This is a genomic window from Ferruginibacter sp. (assembly GCF_049840995.1).
Lineage (GTDB): Bacteria > Bacteroidota > Bacteroidia > Chitinophagales > Chitinophagaceae > Ferruginibacter.
Genome location: NZ_JASGIP010000003.1, coordinates 79,564 through 95,773 on the forward strand (window position 1 = coordinate 79,564; position 16,210 = coordinate 95,773).

11 protein-coding genes are annotated in these 16,210 nt (G+C 42.9%); 6 read left to right on the top strand and 5 right to left on the bottom strand.

Translation table 11 applies throughout. The annotated features are described in order from the left end of the window. Positions 1–4: 4 nt before the first annotated feature. A complete protein-coding gene (locus tag QM738_RS01920; protein ID WP_462274990.1) occupies positions 5–1,933 on the top strand; it encodes an LTA synthase family protein in 1,929 nt (642 codons plus the stop codon). Positions 1,934–2,105: 172 nt separating this feature from the next. Beyond that, entirely contained in the window at positions 2,106–3,938 is a 1,833-nt protein-coding gene (locus QM738_RS01925; RefSeq protein WP_462274991.1) for a PAS domain-containing sensor histidine kinase, read from the top strand. 2 nt (positions 3,939–3,940) lie between these two features. Here the strand turns inward: QM738_RS01925 and metG are convergent, their stop codons facing one another. From metG to QM738_RS01940, 3 genes are all read right to left on the bottom strand, one after another. Continuing rightward, complete coding sequence (metG, locus tag QM738_RS01930) at positions 3,941–6,079, bottom strand: methionine--tRNA ligase (RefSeq protein ID WP_462274992.1); 2,139 nt, start codon at positions 6,077–6,079, stop codon at positions 3,941–3,943. A gap of 131 nt (positions 6,080–6,210) precedes the next feature. Continuing rightward, on the bottom strand, positions 6,211–8,043 hold the full coding sequence (locus tag QM738_RS01935; protein WP_462274993.1) for a hypothetical protein: 1,833 nt from the start codon (positions 8,041–8,043) through the stop codon (positions 6,211–6,213). Then, positions 8,030–8,590 (bottom strand): RNA polymerase sigma factor, encoded by a 561-nt coding sequence (locus tag QM738_RS01940; protein ID WP_462274994.1) that lies wholly within the window; start codon positions 8,588–8,590, stop codon positions 8,030–8,032. The genes QM738_RS01935 and QM738_RS01940 overlap by 14 nt, the downstream gene beginning before the upstream one ends. A 135-nt stretch (positions 8,591–8,725) precedes the next feature. Between QM738_RS01940 and QM738_RS01945 the strand changes: the two genes are divergently transcribed. Continuing rightward, positions 8,726–9,751, top strand: coding sequence for a S66 peptidase family protein (locus QM738_RS01945; RefSeq protein WP_462274995.1), 1,026 nt, complete (start codon positions 8,726–8,728; stop codon positions 9,749–9,751). A 2-nt stretch (positions 9,752–9,753) separates the two neighbouring features. Here QM738_RS01945 and QM738_RS01950 read toward each other — a convergent pair whose 3' ends face one another. After that, the gene (locus QM738_RS01950; protein ID WP_462274996.1) at positions 9,754–12,900 is read right to left on the bottom strand and encodes a gliding motility-associated C-terminal domain-containing protein; all 3,147 of its coding nucleotides are present in this window, start codon (positions 12,898–12,900) and stop codon (positions 9,754–9,756) included. 73 nt (positions 12,901–12,973) lie between these two features. Here QM738_RS01950 and QM738_RS01955 point away from each other — a divergent pair, with 73 nt between their 5' ends. The 3 genes from QM738_RS01955 to QM738_RS01965 all read left to right on the top strand — a co-directional run bounded on the left by QM738_RS01955 (position 12,974) and on the right by QM738_RS01965 (position 15,337). Further along, positions 12,974–13,885, top strand: a complete 912-nt coding sequence (locus tag QM738_RS01955) for a S66 peptidase family protein (RefSeq protein WP_462274997.1) — start codon at positions 12,974–12,976, stop codon at positions 13,883–13,885. Positions 13,886–13,947: 62 nt separating this feature from the next. Next, positions 13,948–14,268, top strand: a complete 321-nt coding sequence (locus QM738_RS01960) for a glycine-rich domain-containing protein (RefSeq protein WP_462274998.1) — start codon at positions 13,948–13,950, stop codon at positions 14,266–14,268. Between the two features lie 148 nt (positions 14,269–14,416). After that, positions 14,417–15,337: a DUF2207 domain-containing protein gene (locus QM738_RS01965; RefSeq protein WP_462274999.1), complete on the top strand. Its 921-nt coding sequence runs from the start codon at positions 14,417–14,419 to the stop codon at positions 15,335–15,337. Here the strand turns inward: QM738_RS01965 and QM738_RS01970 are convergent, their stop codons facing one another. After that, positions 15,338–16,144, bottom strand: a complete 807-nt coding sequence (locus QM738_RS01970) for an alpha/beta hydrolase (protein ID WP_462275000.1) — start codon at positions 16,142–16,144, stop codon at positions 15,338–15,340. Between the last annotated feature and the right edge of the window lie 66 nt (positions 16,145–16,210).

Consider the following 16,210-nt stretch of genomic DNA (forward strand, 5'->3'; position numbering starts at 1 on the left):
TAGTATGAAATTTAAATTTTTACCGGCTTCCGGCAATACTGCCTGGAAAGATAACAAAGCTTTCATCCTGCTGGTATTGATCCTGCTTGGCATCTATTCCTTATTAAAAATAATATTTTACTGGTACAACTATCATTTTATATTTGATGGTACAGATGTTTTAAGTACTAGCAAAAAACTCCAAATGGCCGGCTGGTCATTGTTGTACGACCTGCTGGTTATCTGTATCATTAATATTCCGTTATTATTTTTATTACAGCTGGGCAGGTGGGGCTTTGTTAAATTATTGCGCTACTTTATTGTGCCGGTTTTTATTACCATCAACTGCATTGCTTTATTTTTAAACCTGGCTGATATTTTTTATTACCGTTTTCATTTTCAAAGGGCTAATGCCGACCTGTTGTATGTGCTCGATCATCCTTTTGGTCAGCTGTTTCATTTTAATTTTTTCATCATTCTTATTTTTTTGCTGCTGCTGGCGTGTATTATCGTGCTGGTTTCAAAATTATGTAACGGGCTGCTGCGTGGATTTATCAATGGCCAGCGTTGCACTGCAATGAGTTTATTGTGTTTGCTATTCCTGTTATCTATTCCTTTTTTCAGCAGCAAACTGCAAAAATTATCCGTGCCCACTTACCCGCTTACCAGTTTAAACAGTAAGCAATTGCTGGTAGTGCAAAATTCCTTTCATACTTTTTGTTATTCTGTTTTCCGCAATGGTCACGACATTGTCATTAAAGATTACATGCCTGTTGCCGAAGCCGAAGCATTGGTACCCGTCAATAAAAAACCGGTTTTGAACATGCAGGACACTGCCCGTAAGAATATTGTTTTATTCATCATGGAAAGCGTGCCCTACGATTTTTTCGACAGCAGCAGTGCTTATAAAGTTGCCATGCCTTTTTTTGATTCACTCCTGCAGCAGAGTACTTTTTTTACGCATGCTTATTGCTATGCACATGAATCCAACAAAGGCATTACAGCCGTGCTGGCAGGTACACCTACACTTACAGATATTCCCCTGTATCATTCTTCTTTTACCAATATGCCGATAACACAGGTGGGCAGTGCTTTACAGAAAAATGGTTACACTTCATTTTTTTGTATTGGTGATGATTACGACAATTTTGGTTTTGCCAAATGCAGCAACTGGGTGGGCATTCAGCAGTATTACTGTAAAACGGATATTCCCGGTTATCAAAACATGCCCACACATACCATGGGCGTACACGATGAATATGTGCTGCATTTTATGCAGCAAAAACTGGATAAAACCGCTACGCCTTTTTTCGCGGTCAATTATAATGTGTCTACGCACTATCCTTACGACCTGCCTGCGGGCTTTGAAAAACAACTACCTGCCGGTTACAGTGATCCTATGAAGAGCATGGCTTACTATGATCACAGCCTGCACCAATTCTTTAATGAAGCGAAAAACCAGTCATGGTTTAACAACACTGTTTTTATTTTTTGCCCCGATCACTGGTTAATGCCTGATGATAAGCACATTCATTTTAATGCCATCACCGAACAGCATATTCCTGTTATTATATTTAACCCGGCTGAGCGTAAAAAGAAAACAGATACTGCACTGGTGAGCCAGTTTGATGTACTGGGTACCATTCTGGCCCTTGGCCGCAGCAACGATAGCCTGTTGAGTTATGGTGGCAATCTTTTAGACAGCGCTTCTTTAAATAAAACTGTTTTCTGCAAAATGGATGGTAATTTATACCAGGCTATTGATACTGCCTATGTGCTGGGCTTTAATGTGGCCAGTAATAAGGCAGAATATATATATCAATATAAAACCGACCGGGATCTGCAGCAAAACCTTGTCTCATCTCCTTCCGCTGCCGGCACCATCAACCGTCTTACCCATAAGATCAAGGCTTTTCTTCAAAATGCCAACCGGCAGTACCATAATTACCGGTAACTACGTGCTTTTGCGGGAAAAAACGCAAAAGACCGTATAATTCACATACTAAAAATAGAAAAACTACGTTTATATATCGGTTGGGGAACTAAACCAATAAAAATCAAGGTTTTCCCCCAAACTGATTTTTAAAATGCCGTTTTGTTAGTAATTGTAACAGCATTCCAATACCATGAAACCATTAGCATCCAAACAAACTGAGAGTACTGAGGCTTACCTGAGCGTCAGTTACAAGGCTGCAGATGTTATTCAACCCGAATTATACCCGGGGCAGGACAGCATCATCATCACCAATACACAGTTTTGCATTACCGGTTTCAACAGGACTGCCGAACTCATTTTCGGGCTTTCTGAAAATCATTTTACCCATACTTCTTTAAGTGAAGCCGTGCAATTCTCCTTTAAAAGCACGACCAGTAAATACCAGATATTATTTTCTCTTTTTAAAACCGGCAGCTGGAACGGCGAAGTGATCTATACCAATACCGAAGGCCGCAAATTCAACTTTTATTCTACTGCCACTTTAATAGATAATAACAATTCTGTTATTATCACCAGCAGGATCATTGGAGAAAAACCCAACGAGCAGCAATTCACACAAAACAATGAAACTTTGTTTGGCCTGTTCATGGAGAACAGCCAGACCGGTTGCTGGATCTATGATGAGAATGACTATATTGTTTTTGCCAATGCGGCTTATACTGATTCCACCGGATTTGAAGGCGACCCGATCGGCAAACATATCTCGCAGGTGTTGCCTGAAAAACTTGCCAAAAGAGTGATCGAAAGAAATAAAGAAGCATTCCGGAATGATGCGCCATTGATCACGGAGCATTCACTAACGGCGCCCGATGGCAATGTGATACATTTTGTTTCCAATACTTTTATTTTTAAAACTGCTGATAACAAACGTTATATCGGCGGACAGGCTATTGATATCACCGACCGGAAAAATACAGAAGAGCAGATCAAGAAGATACATGAACGTTTTACGTATGCTGTTAATGCCACTTCGGAAGCCGTATGGGATCTTGACCTGAAAACTAAAGAGATCTACCGCAGTGATGCGTTTTACAAAATATCGGGCTATGCGAAAGACCAGGTGGAGAGTAATCTCAGCTGGTGGTTCAACAAGATACACCCGGAAGATAAAGAAAGGGTGAAAAGAAATTTTGAGCAGGCGCTGATAGCCTGTAAGAATAACTGGGAAGATGAATACCGTTTTCAATATGCCGATGGTACTTACCGTAATATCTCCGATAAAGGTTTTGCCATTTATGAAGAGCATAAACCGATCCGTTTGATCGGCGCTATACAGGATATTACCGAAAGAAAAAAACTGGAAGCCCAGTTGATGAATGAGCAGGTAAAAAAACAAAAGCTCATCAACCAGGCCACTATTGAAGCGCAGGAAAAAGAACGCAGCATGATCAGTGCCGAGTTGCACGATAATGTGAACCAGTTACTGATGAGCGCCCGACTGCATATCGGCGCCGCCAAAAAAAGTGACATACAGGAAGAATTGTTAGATAAAGCTTCGGAATACCTGCTGCAGGCCGTGGAAGAGATCAGGAGTTTATCTAAAAGACTGAATACTTCTATCGTAAAATCGGTGGGCCTTGAACCGAGTATCATGGACATTTGCCGCAACATGAAAAAGTTCAACGACATTACTGTGACCACTGATATTGATACTGCCGTGATAGATAAGTTGACGCAGGAGCAACAACTGGTGGTCTTCCGCATTATACAGGAACAGAGCAATAATATCATTAAATACTCCAGGGCTGTTGCCGCCACTATTTCTTTAAAGGAAAAGAATAATCAATGCAACCTGGTGATCAGCGATAACGGTATTGGTTTTGATAAAGCCAAACAAAAAGCCAGCGGCATCGGCTTCATCAATATCTTTAACAGGATCGATGCTTACAATGGTAAAGTAGAGATCGTTACCTATCCTGATAACGGTTGTACTTTAAATATCACGATGCCTTACGTAGTGTAAGTTTAACTTACGCCCGCCCCTGCATTGATCACCGCTTCTGGTTTTACAAAATGCAGTTTCCCGGTATTGTCCTCTGCCATTAATATCATGCCATTGCTTTCAATGCCCCTCATTTTACGCGGCGCCAGGTTGGCAACCACCACTACCTGTTTATTGACAATATCTTCCGGAGCAAAATGTAATGCTATGCCGCTTACAATGGTCCTGGTTTCAAAACCAAGATCCACCTGCAGTTTTAAAAGCTTATCCGCTTTTTCCACTTTTTCTGCCGCCACGATGGTTCCTACTTTCAGGTCGATCTTTGCAAAATCATCGAAGACGATTTCGGATTTTAGATTTACGATTTCAGATTTTTCGTTTGCTTCCCGGGATTTTTTTTCTTCCACTTTGTTGATTTTTTGAGGTACGGGTTTTGAATTGGCTTTTAGTTTTTGTACCTGTGCTGCTATCTCTTCATCTTCAATTTTTCTGAACAGTAATTGCGGTTCCCTTAAGCTGTAACCAACGCTTAATAATTTTATTTTTCCTGCATTTTCCCAATCCAGTATCTTATCCACCACTTTCATCATATACAGCATTTTTTTTGCGGTATTGGGTAAAAATGGATGGATCAATACGGCCAGGTTGGCTGTCAACTGCAGGCAAAGATGCAAAGAGTTATCAATCAACTTTTGTTTGTCGGGATCGGTTGCAAGGCTCTTCGCCACTATCCATGGCTCTTTCTTTTGCATGTATTGATTTCCCTTGCGGCTTAAGTCTATCACTTCAAACAAGGCATCACGGAATTTATATTCTTCCAGCAATATTTCGATCTTTGTTTTTGCATTTTCTATTTCACTGATGATCCATTGATCTTCTGCATCTAAGATCTCTTCGTGCAGTTTAGGCACTTTACCGCCGCATAGTTTATGCATCAGCACCCAGGTGCGGTTCACAAAATTGCCGAATATACTTACGAGTTCGCTGTTCACTGCATCCTGGAAACCCTTCCATGTAAATTCACTGTCCTTTGTTTCTGGAGCAATTTGTGTAAGGTAGTAGCGCAGCATGTCCACACACTGTGTACCGCCATTTTCTTTATTCACAAAGTCATCGATATAATCCTGCATCTCCAGCTTCCAGTTACGGCTGGTGCTCATTTTATCCCCTTCTAAATTTAAAAATTCATTGCTGGGTACATTGTCCGGCACAATATTGCCGTGCAGTTGCAGCATCACGGGAAATATGATGCAATGAAATACGATGTTATCCTTACCAATAAAATGCACCAGCTTGGTATCTTTTTCGTACCAGTAAGGTTTCCAATCTTTATTATTATCCAGCGCCCATTGCTTGGTGGCGCTGATATAACCGATCGGTGCATCAAACCACACGTACAGCATCTTTCCTGCTGCATCGGGCAACGGCACTTTGATACCCCAGTCAAGGTCCCTTGTTACAGCACGGGGTTGCAATCCGCCTTCTATCCAGCTCTTGCACTGGCCTACCACGGTAGGTCTCCAGTCGCCGGCATGTTCATTCAATATCCATTCCCGCAACCATGCTTCATGTTTATTTAATGGAAGATACCAGTGGCGGGTGGCTTTTTTTACCGGTGCATTACCGCTGATGGTGCTTACAGGATTGATCAGTTCATCAGGGCTTAATGCCGTACCGCATCTTTCACACTGATCGCCAAATGCATTTTCGTAACCGCAATTGGGGCAGGTGCCTTTTATATAACGGTCGGCCAAAAAAGTTTTAGCTTCCTCATCGTAATACTGTTCGCTTTCTTTTATTTCCAGCTCTCCCCTGTCGTTCAGGTAAGTAAAGAATTCCTGCGCCGTTTCATGATGTATAGGTGCAGAAGTGCGGTGATAAATATCAAAATTGATGCTCAGGTCATCAAAATTCTGCTTGATGATGGTATGGTACTTATCAATAATAGCCTGCGGCGTAGTGCCTTCTTTAGTTGCCTGTATGGGAATAGCAGTACCGTGTTCGTCGCTGCCGCATACAAAAACCACGTCTCTTTTCTGCGCTTTCAGGTAACGTACATAAATATCTGCCGGTAAATAGCAACCGGCCAGGTGGCCCACATGCTTCAGCCCGTTGGCATAAGGCAGGGCCGCTGTAATTAAATATCTTCCAGGATTGTTCATTGCGCTGCAAAAATACCTTAATTAGACTCACTATCAAAATGCGGGTAATTGGGGTGGTTATCGCATAAAATAAAAAAGCAGCAGTATAGACATAGTGCTGCTAAATGAAAAACCCCAAAGTAAAACTAAGTTTATAGATCCAGTTGTTTCAATTTTTCCTTAAATGCTTCCGGCGTGGTTTCTTCCAGTGTGTTAATGGCCACAGATTTACTACCTGTTTTTAATGCCTGCATAAACGAAACCACTTTACCATTTCTTTCGCCGAGGCCTACCACGAACACCGGCATATCATTCGGGATATTCATAAACCCGATCTTATTTTTTTGATACTCGCCCGGCATTACCGACCTTATTTTGGTAAATACAAGCTGTGTTACAAATTTGCCTGCTTCCACATCTGCCGGCAGGTCCAGCACAAAATCTGTTTTATCGGGATAGGAGTAAAAACGGTCGCAGTTGATCCAGCCCATTTTGGCAACAGTAAAATGATATGCCTGTTCTACCTGTCTTCTTTTTTCATAAACGCCAGCAAGAGAGTCCTGCATCTTCCGGAAGGAAAAAGTATCTTTTCCGGAGGTATTTTCAAAAGGGTTTAATATCCATACAGGTCCTCTTGCAAACAATCTTTTATAGTAGTCTGCACTATCCTGTTTTACTTTTTCTGCATAAAATACACTGTCCTTACGGTCAATATAATGCCACCTGATCGCATCATTCACGGTCATTCTTGTTGAATCACCGATATATTTACGAGTTCCAAAACCTCTTCCGAATAATTTCCTCAGTGGCTTTACTTTTTTTACTTTTATCACAGTATAATAATCACCGTATTTTTCCTGCAGTACTTTTTTTGCTTCCGCAACATCCATGGGCAGTTTATTGGTAATGTGGAATTTTGCGATCCTCCTGTTTCTTGTTTCCCTCACCCGTACCGGCTCATCTTGCAGGCTTAAAAAATTGGTCTTGCCATCAAAGCCATCGTAACTGTTCCTTATTATTGAACTCATCGTCCAGTCCAGTTTTCTTCCAAAGCCGCTGGTATTTGCAGCCACATCATAAGTGCCATTAAAAGATGTATTGAATGCAGGTATTTTTTCCCATTCGTTCTTTTCATCTGCCAGGAACAACCGCATTTCCGCATCATAGTTTGTAGTGGGCATGGTAATTTCCATTGGTTTATTATTGCGCAGTTCCACCGGTTTATTATTCTGTACTGCTATGATCCTGATCATACCGCCTGTAACCAGTTGTTCCTTATTGCTGGTAGTGGTAAGATTGGCAGCGATCATGTCGGAGTATTTATAATATTCTTCCAGGTAGATGGTAACGTTACCGCTTACCTGCTGGCCGTTTCCATCAACAAACGCAACCGGTGGTATTTGAATGGTTGTGCCTTCGCCGGCTGTGATAAAGCCACCGGTTGCTGAATTGATGATGAATTGTTGCGCTTGTTTTTGTATCTGGTTGTAAAAATTTCCGATAGATAAATAGTTATGGTTAAATGCAAGGGCTGTACTATTGATGTCCAGCGGCAACAGCTCTTTTACTGCCGACATTTTATTGATGAGGGGAATGATCTTTTTAATGCACATTTTGGATAACCCGGCTGCATCCGTTACTGTTGCATCAGCACTTAATAATGTATCGTTAGTATCATTAGTTGTAACTGCTGTTGTGGTGTTTTTTTCTGCACCGCTGTTTTTACCTGCAACAGGTGTTGCGGTATGTTTGCCGGCATTGTATTGTGCCACATAAGCTATCATCAACGCTGCAATGATGCAGGCGGCAAAAAGCAATTTCTTAAGATGGGTTTTAAGAAAAGATGTTTTAGGCACTGTAAACGACCCCGGCGACAGTATGGCTCCCATCTGTTGCCAGTGGGCATCCATCTGGCTAAGGTCCGGCAATTGCTGGTTCTCCAGTTGCCTTAGCTTGTTTTCAATATGGTTGTTATCCTGCTGCATTTGTTTTGAGTTCGGTTTCAGAAAATCTATCTAGTTTTTGTTTCAGTATTTTTTTGGCTTCGCTTACATGCCATTTGCTGGTACCATCGCTTATGCCCAGTTGTTCGCCGATCTGTTTGTGCGTAAACCCCTCGTACACGTACATATTGAACACTGCTGCTGTGGCACCGGGTAATTGTTTGATCAGTTGCTGTATCTCCTTAGCCGAAACCTTGTTGAACACTTCCGGCTTAATGCTGATATCTTCTGCGTATTGATAACTATCCAGTGGTTTAAAAGCATGCTGCTGTTTGCAATAATCAATGCAGCAATGCACCACCACCGTTTTTACCCAACCCATCAGTTTACCTTCTTCCTTATAATTACCGATACCTTTAAATATCTTCAGCATCGCATTATTGTAAATTGTACCTGCACCAGCTGCATCCTTGGCATAACGGTAGCAAATCTTGATCATATCAGGATAACAGAGCTTGTACAAACGTTCCTGGCTTTGGATATCATTTTGCAAGCAGCCTTTTATCAGTGTATCTGGATTTGCAGTCAAGAATCTCTTTTTAGGTAAAAGTTGGTTCATGTAATATATATAACTATCGTTGGTTGAAAAAGGGTTGGGTAAATTTTAAAAAATATTGAATAGTTGGCTTTGGCGGCTTTTGATAAATAACTGTAAATTGGTAGTATGAACCGTAAAAAATTCCTCTCTTCAGTAGTTCCTGCGGCCGCCTTTATTGCTGCCCCTGCCGGCAATAATTTGTTTGCCGAGCCCGGTTTACCGGCCAAAATACCCCCCTACCTTAAAAAAGGCGATACCATCGGTATCACCTGCCCGGCCGGTTTTATTACACTGGAAGATATTCAACCTGCTGTTGCCAAAATGAAAGAGTGGGGTTTTGATATCAAGGTGGGCAGCACCGTGGGCAAAAAGGATTTTACTTTTGGTGGTACTGATGAAGAGCGCCTGCAGGACCTGCAGCAGATGCTAGATGATAAAAGCATTAAGGCCATCATGTGCGCCAGAGGCGGTTATGGCGCCGTGCGCATTATTGATAAGGTTGATTTTAAAAAATTTGCCCTGGCCCCGAAGTGGATCATTGGCTTTAGTGATATCACCGTGATACATGCGCACCTGGACAGGAATTTTGGTATTGCCTCCATTCATTCCAAAATGTGCAACAGTTTTCCCAGTGACTGGAGTAAGGCAGAGCCGGTGCAGATGGAAACCATTGAATCGATACAGAAATGCCTGTTCGGCGAAAAGATGATCTACACTGCTGCACCCAACGCAAATAACCGTGCAGGCATTGCAGAAGGCACGTTGGTGGGTGGCAATTTAAAAACACTGGAAACACTGGCCGGGAGTAAAAGCGATATCAATACCGACGGAAAAATTTTATTTGTGGAAGATACCGGTGAGTATTTGTACAGCATCGACCGTATGTTCTGGAACCTGAAACGCACAGGAAAATTAAATCGCTTGAAAGCCCTTGTGGTAGGCGGGTTTAAAGTAAAACCCTCCGAAGATCCTGCCGATGAATTTGGCAAAGACCTTTACGCCATTGTTACCGAAAAGATAAAAGAATACAGTTATCCTGTTTGTTTTGATTTCCCTGTAGGGCATCAAAAAAACAATTATGCGTTGAAGTGCGGTGTTAAACACCAGCTTACTGTCAGCAACAGTTCTGTTTCGTTAAAAGAAAGCAGGTGATCTTAACGCAGTAAAATACTGCTGCCGTTCTGCGCCACTTTCTTTCCATTCCATGGATCAATGTAGCGGAGCTGCCACACATAAGTACCTGTTTCCACCCTTGCTCCCCTGTACGTACCATCCCATCCTTCTGTTGGATTGGTGGTGGCAAACACCAGCACACCATAGCGATTAAATACTTTGAACGAAAACTCTTTTGCCAGGTCGGCATTGGTGGGTTTCAGTTTATCATTATTACCATCGTTATTAGGTGTAAAGGCATTGGGCACCATTATCAGGCAGGCAGTTAATATTTTTACGCCTATAGCATCAGAAGCTTTACAGCCATGATTATCTACCGACAATGTGTAGCTGGAAGTAAACATATCTGTGGTTACCTGCGATGTAGTGGCGCCATTGCTCCATAAATAAGTATAACCTGCTACCGGCAGAGGCCCCAGCTGTATAGCCATGGCAGGACAAAGTATGGTATCATTACCCAGGTTAACAACAGGTACGGCATAGATCTGTACCTGTTTGCTGGCAACCGCTGTACCACAATATTTATCAGTACCGGTCAGTTTTATCGTGTACACGCCTTCGTTAGGATAGGTTAACTGTACAGTAGGTTTGTTCTGAATGGTCATGCCATCGCCGTCATCCCAGGTGTACGTTAATATCGTACTGGACGAAACTTTGGTAAGCGATACTGTATTGTCGGAACAATATTGTGGATTCAATCCTGTAAAGTCGATTGTTGCTGCCGGTAACACTTCCATTTTTCCTGTGGCTACATCTTTACAACCATTTACATCGGTGGCGGTTAATTGTACCGTATAAGTACCGGTAGTTGAATAAGCATGTGGCGGCGGTGTTTGGCCGGCAAAAGTTGTATTATCGCCAAAATCCCACAGGTACTGCAGGTTGTTGCCATTTGAACCGTTGGCAAAATTCACCTGCGCACTGATACAGGTGGTATCTTTTGGCGTGCTTGCAAATGCAGCTTTGAATGAATTGCCCAATGTAATTGTCTGGCTCACCACATCATTGCAGGAACCATTATCAACTGTAAGCTGTACTGTTACAGAAGGAGTGGATACCGGGAAAACATGCGTAACTGTTTGCCCGCTGGCAGTAGTTCCATCAGGGAAGCTCCAGGTCCAGGTAGTGATACCGTTACCGCCGGGATGGCTGAAAATAATGGTATCCATCACACAGCCAAATTTAACCTGGGTGGTATATGCAGCCGTTGGTTTTACTAATGCAGTAAATCCAATTGTTTCAGCTGTGCTTTGCGACGCATTGCAGGTATCAATGATACCATTCAGGTCCGTTCCCACTTTATTATGTATCACATAATTGCCAAATACATTTACCGGTTGTGCAAACTGCAGCAATACCCATTTTGTGTAGCCCAATGTACCACAGTTGCCATCTGTTACAATTGCATTAATAGTTACGGCCGAAGGCCCGGTGATATTATAATCCGAACCATCAGCACTTATGGATGAACATTTGATAGCATTGCTGTAAAATAATTTTGCAAATGAAGGATTGCACTTATCAAATTGTACCGAATCGAATTTAGGCGCCGGTGCCTTGGTGGCAGTAAATGCTTTACTGTAACCATTGGCCATATATACATAGCAGGTATCCGATAAAGAATTGCCGTCTGTACCAGCACCAATATTTACTGCAAAATTACCGGCGGGCAGTGGGTTCTGCATAGTGAGCACTGCCTGTGTGATATAGTTGCCCACTCCACCACAACTGTAAGTAACATTACTGATGGCCAATGGCCCTGGCGTAACGGTAAACTCATTACCGGTGGGTGATATTGAAGCACATTTTACAGGTTTATCAAAGTTCACCACTATTTTATCCGGATGGCATTCGTCGAAACCAATGGACTGAACTAGTGGCGCCACCGTAGTTTGATTGATAGCAAACGGAATGCTGGCAGCCACCACATTATTACCGCAGGTATCTGTGAATGTATTGCCATCTGCACCGTTGCTTATTACCAGTTGATAGTTACCATAAGGCAAAGGATTCTGCAAAGTAACCTGTATCATATCTGCATAAGACGGTGTGCCACTGCAAACACCCTGTGCTGATAATATTGGAATATTACCCGGCTGTATGGCAAACTCCCCATTGGAACCCGAAAAAGTGATGGTGCTGCACCAAACCGGTTTATCAAGTTTTACATTTAATAACGTTGGCGCACAACCGCTGTAGGTAATGTTATTGACCGCAGCAGGTACAATTGCCGGTACAGTGAATGGGAAAGAAGCGGGGGCCATGGTATTTCTGCAAACATTGGAGAGGGTATTACCATCCGAACCAACTCCTACATTCAATTGGTAGTTTCCTGCAGGTAATGGTGTCTGCAGGTTCAGTATCACCCATGGAACAGCTTTTGCGCTCACATCGCAGGCAGAAACTATCCCGGTCAAAGGATGTGTACCTCCCGTTATAGAAAACTCGGTTCCTGTAATTGGTGATATACTGTCGCACAGAATATCTTCAGAGAAAGTGATTTTTACTTTTGATGCATCGCAGCCTACCAAGCTCACATTCGTGATAGATGGATAGGGTGTTACAGGATTCACCAAAGATGCTGTACCGTTGAAAACAAGATTATATCCCTGTGTGGAACTTGTCCAGTTATTTACCATCATCACGTAATCGTGACCTGCAACAATATTCAGCAGCCTGTTGTATTGTGTGCCTGCTGCACCGCCCCCGCAATTGATATCCGAAATACCGGCAGCTGTACAACCGGTAGGTCCCGTTTGCCCGCTTAAATTTAAAGACACCCTCAATTCCATTGTGTATACATCAGCGGGCTGATGTCCTGTAATATCCATTATTTCCCAATCGTAATCATCACCACCACTTGCCGGCGTTAATAAAAAACCAAATGTGCCCGAAACATAACAATGAAATTTATACCAGATAGAGTTATCGGAAGTTACCTGCCCGCATCCCGATGTTGGATTAGGAATATCCGGTCCCTGGCAATTGGAAACTATTTTTTCGTTGAAAGGGAGATAGCCACAAACAGCCTGGGCACCATCGGGTGTACGGCCGGGACCTGAACAGGCCTGGGCATTGGCATTAATAGAAAATGAAATTGACAGCAGGATAAGTATGAATATACGCATTGGTTAATTTTGGATATGTAAATTTACCCAAAAATCATACCCCATTTTATAATACTTTGCATAAAATTTACACATGGTAAAATTTCCTCCCTACTTAAAAAAAGGCGACACGATCGGCATTACCTGCCCCGCCGGTTATATGGCTGCTGAAAAAGCGCAAACCTGTATCAGCACCTTACAGCAATGGGGCTACCAGGTAATGGTGGGCAAAACACTGGGCAGTAATTCGCTCAATTATTTCAGCGCAACAGATGAAGACCGGTGTGATGAACTGCAGGCCATGCTGGATGATGACAGCATCAACGCCATTTTGTTCGGCCGCGGCGGATATGGTGTGGGCAGGATAATTGATGCACTCGACTTCAGCAAATTCAAAAAAAAACCTAAATGGCTCATAGGTTACAGCGATATCACGGTGCTGCATAGCCATATTTATTCCCGCTTAAAAATTGCCACCCTACATGCGCCAATGGCGGCGGCTTTTAATGAGGAGGGTTATAAAAATGAATTCATACAATCGCTGCAAAATGCCGTGAAAGGTAAAAAAGTAAATTATAAAACAGCTCCACATCCCTTCAACAAAACCGGTACCGCCACCGCCGAACTGGTGGGCGGCAACCTTTCGTTGCTGGCACATTTAACCGGTACGCCCTCAGATATCCACACTAAAAATAAAATCCTGTTCATCGAAGATGTGGGGGAATACATTTACAATATCGACCGCATGCTGTACCAACTCAAGAGAAGTGGTAAGCTGGATGCCCTGGCGGGGCTGGTAATCGGCGGCTTTACCGATATGAAAGATACGGAGCGGCCCTTTGGTAAACCAGTGTACGAAGCCATTATGGATATCATTGCGGAATATGATTTCCCTGTTTGTTTTGACTTCCCTGTAAGTCATAGTGACCGTAATTATGCTTTAAAAGTTGGCGGCACTTACGAATTGAAGGTAACTGCCAAGCAGGTTTCGCTGAAAGAAAAATGACAACAATTTGGTAACACTGGAAATTTGGAGAGCGCAAAAACGGGATTATAACTTTGTGAAAAATGAACAAACTCTCACAACAGGAGTTGTGGAAAAAGATCCAAACCTTTCAGCTTGATGACCCAACATCAGCCTTTCCCTTCTCCAGAAAATTAGCAAAAGAAAATCATTGGGAACAATCTTTCACCAACAGGGCCATTGAGGAGTACAAAAAATTCATCTTCCTCTGCTGCATTTCTCCCAGCGGCGCATCGCCTTCCGCCATTGTGGATGAGGTATGGCACCTGCACCTTACCTACACCGACAATTACTGGAACCGGTTTTGCAGGGAAACATTGATGAAAGAAAATTCATCATCACCCCAGCAAAGGAGGTGCGGATGAAAAAAAGAAGCACACTAACTGGTACGATGACACGCTGAAACTGTACGAAACAACGTTTCATCAAACAGCGCCGGGGGATATATGGCCGCCCAGCCAGCATCCCGAACAGGACATTGACGAAAAAATATACGAACCAGCATTCTTTAAAATGCTGGTTTTTATTTTTAGTGCGGCGCTGGTAACTTTCATTACAGCAGTAAACCTCTACCACGTAAAGGGCGAAGACTTTTTAACCTACTATTTCTTCATCGGAATAGCCGGGGTAATTACAGCGTTTATATCGCAGCTGCACAAGGATAAGCGGTTATATGGCCTGCTGCTGGACAACCTGCCGGAACAGTATACCACTTACCAGATGGCCAGGTTTCTTTACGGCAATCACCGCTGTTATCAAACAGCACTGGTAGACCTGCTGAGAAGAAATATCATACAGGTGTACGGCGACGGCTACAAAATAGTACGGCACGACACTGACATTGCCGCAGATGAAACCAATCCGCTGCTGGCGCCACTAATGCAACAGTATAGCGTAGACGCAATTTTTTCGTACAACGAAGGCCTTGCCTTGATCGACCGGGATACGGTGTTACATCCCGGCATTGAAAAATTGCACCGGCTTTCGCAAAAAGTGGATCATCCAAAATTCATCATCCCGGGTATTGTTCTCCTTACGGGTTTTATAAGGTTCCTGCAGGGACTGGCTAATGACCGGCCGGTTGGTTTCCTGGTAATGGAAATGGCCGGGTTCAGTTTTTTGTGCCTCATCCTATTACAGGTTTATTCCTACACCAAAACAGTAAGAGAATACCTGGGCCTTTACTGGAAGCAGCAAAATGCGGATGGTTACAGTAAGGATGTGGTGAATAACTTTTCCATACTGGGTGCAGCGGCCATTGTGGGTTTTGCAGAATACTTTGTACTGAAAGATATTTTCACATCCATGTCTGCACAAACGGAAAACTTCAATGGCAGTTCTGCAGGATGCAGCAGTGGGTGCAGCAGCGGTTGCAGTGGCGGTGGTGGCTGCGGCGGCGGATGTGGTGGTGGTTGCGGGGGATGCGGCGGTTGATCAATGCGTCAACAGACTGTCCAGTTTTGTTTTGTACAGTTCAAAGCTGGCCAGGTTATGATGTGTGCCACCTTCAATAGTTATGAATTCATCAGCCGGTTTTAAAACCGGTTGTAGTTTTTTAGCACAGCGGTAAGGCACTACGCCATCATCTGTTCCATGAAAAATACTGATGGGATAATTTACATCCGCTAAATATTCATTCGTCGGAATTTTATAGATCGACATCCTGGAAGTTGGATAAATGAATGCATAACATCCAAACAGGTCGGGAATACTGTAATAAGGTGTTTCCAGTATCAGTCTTTTATTTACAGAGCGGGAAGCCACATAGGCTGCAATGCCCGTGCCCAGCGATTTTCCGTAAATGATGATGCTATCGTTGTGATATTTGGCTGCCGCCATTCTTTCTATCTCCACTGCCTGGCGGTACATTTTCTGTTCAGTCCTTTCGCCGGTGCTTTTTCCAAAACCGGGATAATCTTCCATCCATACTTCATAACCATGTTTGGTAAAATCGCCGGCAAATTTTGCATAGCGTTCTATATTTTCTTTATTGCCGTGGTAGTAGATCACTACGCCTTTTCTTATGGAATCTTTAGGAAAGAATTTTACCATGTTTACTGTATCCGCTTCATTAAATGGAATGTTCACCTCTTCAAATGGTGTATCGAATTTAAATACATGATCTTTTGATAATTGCTCCGGGTGAAATAAAAATTTTTCCTGCAGGTAATACAGCACAATACCAATAAGCGAGTACAGCAGCACAATCAACTTTACCCAGCGGAATATTTTTTTCTTCATAACACAAAATTAGGGGAGAAGGGAATAGCGGCAAGGAAAAGCAGCAAGGGGAAAAGCTTCAAGGGA